This is a genomic window from Edaphobacter aggregans DSM 19364, assembly GCF_000745965.1.
GTDB lineage: Bacteria > Acidobacteriota > Terriglobia > Terriglobales > Acidobacteriaceae > Edaphobacter > Edaphobacter aggregans.
This window is the reverse complement of record NZ_JQKI01000258.1, coordinates 1-4,165: the sequence shown is the minus strand read 5'-3', so window position 1 is coordinate 4,165 and position 4,165 is coordinate 1. Positions and strand designations below refer to the sequence as shown.

The 4,165-nt window shown below is 59.0% G+C and carries 3 protein-coding genes and 1 pseudogene; 1 reads left to right on the top strand and 3 read right to left on the bottom strand.

Translation table 11 applies throughout. The annotated features are described in order from the left end of the window. A pseudogene (locus Q363_RS30845) lies at nucleotides 1-203 on the bottom strand (hypothetical protein); the annotation flags it as partial. A 351-nt stretch (nucleotides 204-554) separates the two neighbouring features. Between Q363_RS30845 and Q363_RS30840 the strand changes: the two are divergent. Next, nucleotides 555-2,549, top strand: a complete 1,995-nt coding sequence (locus Q363_RS30840; protein WP_035358413.1) for an amylo-alpha-1,6-glucosidase — start codon at nucleotides 555-557, stop codon at nucleotides 2,547-2,549. Nucleotides 2,550-2,766: 217 nt separating this feature from the next. Here the strand turns inward: Q363_RS30840 and Q363_RS30835 are convergent, their stop codons facing one another. Next, nucleotides 2,767-3,327 carry a hypothetical protein gene (locus Q363_RS30835; RefSeq protein WP_157467995.1) on the bottom strand — a complete coding sequence of 187 codons (561 nt, stop codon included), beginning with the start codon at nucleotides 3,325-3,327 and terminating at the stop codon, nucleotides 2,767-2,769. Between the two features lie 85 nt (nucleotides 3,328-3,412). Further along, complete coding sequence (locus tag Q363_RS30830; protein WP_035358411.1) at nucleotides 3,413-3,907, bottom strand: hypothetical protein; 495 nt, start codon at nucleotides 3,905-3,907, stop codon at nucleotides 3,413-3,415. Nucleotides 3,908-4,165: the final 258 nt, after the last annotated feature.

The following is a 4,165-nucleotide window of genomic DNA, read 5'->3' as shown; positions in this document are numbered from 1 at the left end:
TGATCGTAGATCCACCCAGTAAAGATCGTCGCTTCCATGGCGATCGTCCGGGGTTGGGGAAGGGTCTTGATCCAGGCGTCCAGCTCGCGCCGGGTGGACCCGATCTTTCCTTCCTGATGCACGTGACCAGCCGCGTCCTTCACGCAATAGCTGATCGTCCTCTTGTGAACATCCAGTCCGATGTAATACATATCGTCTCTCAAGGAGCCTCCGGGGTAGTTCTCTGAATCAGCTTCACCGCTGAGTTCAGCCTTTGCAACACCTCGTGCTCCTCACTGACTTACATTCAAACAAACCGCACCTTACCGGTCGTCTTCCGATTCAATCGGTTTGGAGGTGTTAGCCGACGGGTTATTGACGAAGTAGCCGACAACTCGGGAATAACCACGACGCGCGTTTCCGGCGGTAAGGTTATCTATATGAGCACAATGCACGCTTGCAATAAAACTAGGTGGCTACGAAATGTTGTCGCTTCCCCAACCGGGATCGATCCGGAGCAGAGCTCTAACAAGAGCACGATGAACACGCTGGAGATTGCCACGGGAGCCTGAGCCATGCCCATCCGCTTTGGTCGGGAGATCACCGGTGATCTCGACGTACTCGAGACGCGCGAGTGGCTGGTGACGAATGGCATCGGTGGCTATGCTTCGGGTTCCGCGGCCGGCTCGCTGACGCGCGGATATCACGGTCTGCTGGTCGCCTCGCTGACGCCGCCCACTGACCGTCGCGTGATGCTGGTGAAGCTGGATGAGACGGTAGAGTACGCGGGCGTCACCTACGCGCTCGGCACCAACCGCTGGGCCAGCGGTTCGGTCTCGCCCGAAGGGTATAAGAACCTGCAGAGCTTCGAGCTGGAGGGCTCGGTGCCGGTGTGGACGTTTGCGTGCGGCGATGCGCTGCTGCAGAAGCGCGTGTGGATGCAGCGCGAAGCCAACACGACCTACATCGAGTACACCGTGATCGGCGCCGCAGGGCCAGTCGAACTCGGATTGTCAGCCATTGCGGATAATCGCGTGTTTCACAACACCGGACGTGTAGCCTGGCCCCTGACGGTAAACGCGCTGGCCGATGGCGTGAAAGTGGTTGCCGCGGATCCGACCGCGAGGCCACTCACGGTACGCGTCTCCCAAGGAAGTGTCGCGCCGGCCAACGAACTCTTCACCAACTTCTACCTGCCGCAGGAGGATGCACGCGGCCTGTCGAGCTCAGACAACCATGTACACGTGGCCAATTTTCAGGTGGTGCTCACCAACGGTGGCACAGTGCAGGTGCTGGCGAGCGCAGAAGATGCGCCGTCCTTCGATACCAAAGCCCTGAGTACACGGCGCGCTTACGACCAGAGCCTGCTGGACTCCTGGCAGATGACGCGTGCGGCCAATGCAGGTGTGGCGCCGGACTGGATCGAGCAATACGTGCTGGCGGCAGACCAGTTCATCGTCAACCGCGCCGTCGCCCAGCAGGCTGCAGGCAAGAGCGTGATTGCGGGCTACCACTGGTTCGATGACTGGGGACGGGATACGATGATCAGCCTGCCAGGGCTGACGCTGGTGACCGGTCGTGCCCCCATCGCCCGGAAGATCCTGCGGACCTTTGCGAAATATGTGAGTCAGGGGATGCTGCCCAACCGTTTTCCCAACGTGGGCGACACGCCGGAGTACAACACCATGGACGCGAGTCTGTGGTACTTCCAGGCGATTCGAGCCTACCTGGAAGCGACCCAGGACCGTCAGCTATTGCAGGACCTCTTTCCCATCCTGGAAAATATAGTGGAAGCGCATGTGAATGGCACGCGCTACGGCATTGGTCTGGACCCGGCGGACGGCCTGCTTCGTGGCGGCCAAGCCGGTGTGCAACTGACCTGGATGGACGCCAAGGTCGGCGATACGGTCATCACTCCCCGTATCGGAAAACCGGTGGAGATCAACGCGCTCTGGTATAGCGCCCAGTTGGTGATGTCCGACTTTGCCAAACAGCTGGGGAGGGATCCGAGCCGGTATGACGGCTTGGCGGCGTGGGCGCTGGCAGGGTTCGATCGCTTCTGGAATGCGGCCGCGGGCTATTGCTTCGATGTTCTGGATGGCCCCGGCGGCAACGAAGCGCTGCTGCGGCCCAACCAGCTGCTCGCGGTGTCGCTGCGGGAAAGCCCGCTCAGCGCCGCGCGGCAGAAGGCTGTGGTGGAGGTCTGTTCGGGTGCGCTGCTCACATCGTACGGCCTGCGCTCACTCGCGCCGAGCGACGACGCATTCTTCGGCATCTACACGGGCGATCAAAACCGTCGCGATGCGGCATACCACCAGGGCACGGTATGGGCGTGGCTGCTGGGTCCGTTCGTCGAGGCGCACTTGCGCGTGTTCAATGACGCGCCCGCGGCGATGCGAATCCTGAGCACCATGAGCGACCACCTTCAGTCCGCCGGCCTGGGCACGGCAAGCGAGATCTTCGATGGGGCGGCCCCGTTCGTACCGAAGGGCTGTATCGCGCAGGCGTGGAGCGTGGCAGAGATCCTGCGTTGTTATGACAAGATCGAGCAACAGCTGCTGCAGCCTTAAGGCGACCACTCAGCACCAGTCCCTCACTGTTGACTTTATGGGGTACGAAAACGAGCCAATGGTCGATTTTCCGGAACTAAATAAAGCCTACAAAACGGCCAACGGACTCAGCGATTAGCTTCATACTGGTGTTGGCCGAAACAGAGACGTCTCGCATTGCGGTTGGATAACGGGCGATCCGAAAGCGACAGCGTTAAGGAAGGGTTGCCGACAACCTTCACTTTGCAGATGGCGGGCCGCTGACGACCTGCTTGCCTGAAGCCGCTCGAAAGTTTGCCGCTATTAGGTGCTTAGGAACATTGTTCTCGGTCGGCGTGCGCTTGAGGAACAGCAAGGCCGCTGCATCGTGGTTCAGGTACGCGTTCAAGAACTCCAGAGTGTACCGTGCCATCCAGTTGTAGCTCACCGCGCCTTCCTCCAGTGAGTAGTCTGCCGGTATAAATTGCGGCCCTTCTCTTCTAAGCCGATCACTTCGCTGGTACAAAGAGCTGAATTGGATGTGCGAAACAGCAAGCAAGCGGACGTGCAGCAGATCGCCGTGAGTCCATTCGTTTAGAACGTTTGGCACGAGGCCACCCTGATTCTTGCTCTGGCGCATGGCGTCCCAAGACTCCAGTGTCTCCTCGGCTCTACTGAAGGCGAGTAACGGGATCACAATCTGGTCAGGATGAACATCTCCGGCTTCCTGCACCGTGCCCGGAGAGTAGCGAAAGGAGCCATCCAACGAGACCAACGCGTGGATGCGCTTGTCTCGCGCCGCGTCGAATAGGACTGCCATTCCTCCCCAACTGTAACCTATCGCCGCGACCTCAGACATATCTGTGTCCGGTAATGTCTTGGCGAAATCGATGAGGAACGAGACATCAAGCGCCTTCGATGTTTTCGGTGGCAGGAGCATTGAGGCTCGGTGCGTAAATCACCAGCGGAAAGTGACCTGGCTGCATTGGTGCAGCGCGAACAGCCGAGGCAGGAAGTGCCATGACTCCATGCATGTATTGCTCGACAAACGCCTGCGACTTTCCACTCTCGACCGGCTTGCCGAAGCTAGTTTCCGTCTTGATCAAAGCTGCATAGTCGCCGAAGGTCATTATTTTGTCGCTGGACTTTTGTGCCGGATACCACACCAGCATCTGCAGTGGCCGACAGCCTTCGGTGGGGGCGGCCTTATCAGGTTCGTCACTCGCAATCTCGAAGACGCGAGAGGCGTCATACTGCTCAATTACCTTGAGCCCAACTGCATACGGCCCAGGTTTCTCAATGAACCGGAACTGGAATTCCCGCTCGGCCCGCGCACTAGGAATCGCCATCCCCAAACCGGAGAACACGATCAAAGCAAGGGGAAAAGAACGCAGACGCATGCTACGACTCCTAAGTGAGGTTGCAGCAAGTATAGAGGCATGAGAACGGCCCCAGCGCGGAGGACTCCGCCTCATGAGTAGACACCCCGCTCACACCAGTCTGTCTTTGGAGGTAGCCGCCGCTTGATACGCTCAGAGGACTTTCTCCCGAATGACGGGCATCCATCCATGTAAGTCTTTGTCAAGAGAAAAGCACGAAATCTTCTGGGCGCGCTCGGGAGAGCGCGCTTTCGTCTGATCAGAATCCGTGGTTACGCA

Coding starts and splice junctions, on each gene's coding strand:
- Q363_RS30830 (WP_035358411.1), bottom strand. CDS start 3,907: ATGCGTCTGCGTTCTTTTCCCCTTGCTTTGATCGTGTTCTCCGGTTTG.
- Q363_RS30840 (WP_035358413.1), top strand. CDS start 555: ATGCCCATCCGCTTTGGTCGGGAGATCACCGGTGATCTCGACGTACTC.
- Q363_RS30835 (WP_157467995.1), bottom strand. CDS start 3,327: ATGGCAGTCCTATTCGACGCGGCGCGAGACAAGCGCATCCACGCGTTG.